This is a genomic window from Curvibacter microcysteis, assembly GCF_028649455.1.
Lineage (GTDB): Bacteria > Pseudomonadota > Gammaproteobacteria > Burkholderiales > Burkholderiaceae_C > Curvibacter > Curvibacter microcysteis.
The window spans coordinates 1-1,264 of the sequence record NZ_JAQSIO010000020.1 but is presented as its reverse complement, the minus strand read 5'-3'; the positions used below and the strand labels follow the sequence as shown (position 1 = coordinate 1,264).

Genomic DNA, 1,264 nt, shown 5'->3' with positions numbered 1-1,264 from the left:
TGTGCTTCCCGTACATCTTCCGCGGCGCGCTGGATGCGGGCGCTTCGACCATCACGGTCGAGATGGAAATCGCCGCCGTGCACGCGATCGCCGAGCTGGCCCAGGCCGAGCAAAGCGAAGTGGTGGCCGCGGCCTATGTCGGCCACCCGCTGGCCTTCGGCCCCGAGTACCTGATCCCCAAGCCCTTCGACCCGCGCCTGATGATGAAGATCGCGCCGGCCGTGGCCCAGGCCGCCGCCGACAGCGGCGTGGCCCAGCGCCCCGTCAAGGACCTGGACGCCTACCGCGAGAAGCTGCAAAGCTTTGTCTACGCCTCCGGCACCACCATGAAGCCCATCTTCACCGCCGCCAAAAACGCGGCCAAGAAGCGCGTGGCCTACGCCGAAGGTGAAGAAGAGCGCGTGCTGCGTGCCGCCCAGATCGTGGTCGACGAAGGCCTGGCCCGCCCGACCCTGATCGGTCGCCCGCCGGTGATCGCCGAGCGCGTCGAGAAGTTTGGCCTGCGCCTCAAGGAAGGGCGCGACTACGACGTGGTCAACGTCGAGAACGACCACCGCTACCGCGATTTCTGGCAGACCTACCACCGCATGACCGAGCGCAAGGGCGTGACCGTGCCGATCGCCAAGATCGAGATGCGCCGTCGCCTGTCGCTGATCGGCGCCATGCTGCTGCACAAGGGCGAGGTCGATGGCCTGATCGCTGGCACCTGGGGGCACACCGCGCTGCACCTGAACTACCTGGACCAGGTGATCGGCAAGCGCCCGGGCGTGAGCACCTACGCCTGCATGAACGGCCTGCTGCTGCCTGACCGCCAGGTCTTTGTGGTCGACACCCACGTCAACTACGACCCGACCGCCGAGCAGCTGACCGAGATCACCATCATGGCCGCCGAGGAAATGATGCGCTTCGGCATCAAGCCCAAGGCGGCCCTGCTGTCGCACTCGAACTTTGGCAGCAGCAGCCAGCCCAGTGCGCTGAAGATGCGCGCCACCCTGGAGTTGCTGCGCGAAAAGGCCCCGTGGCTGGAAGTGGACGGCGAAATGCACGGCGACGTGGCCCTGGACGGCGCGGCGCGCGAGGCCTTGATGCCGCACAGCACCTTGTTGGGCAGCGCGAACCTGCTGGTCATGCCCAACATCGATGCGGCCAACATCTCGTACAACCTGCTGAAGACGGCGGCTGGCGGCAACATCGCGATTGGCCCGGTGCTGCTGGGTTCGGCCCAGCCGGTGCACATCCTGACGGCCAGCACCACGGTGCGCCG

The 1,264-nt window shown here is 67.1% G+C and carries 1 protein-coding gene; it reads left to right on the top strand.

Features of this window, described 5'->3' with window-relative positions:
* The coding region (locus PSQ39_RS21710; RefSeq protein WP_273929726.1) for a phosphate acyltransferase at positions 1-1,264 on the top strand (1,264 nt) is incomplete at both ends.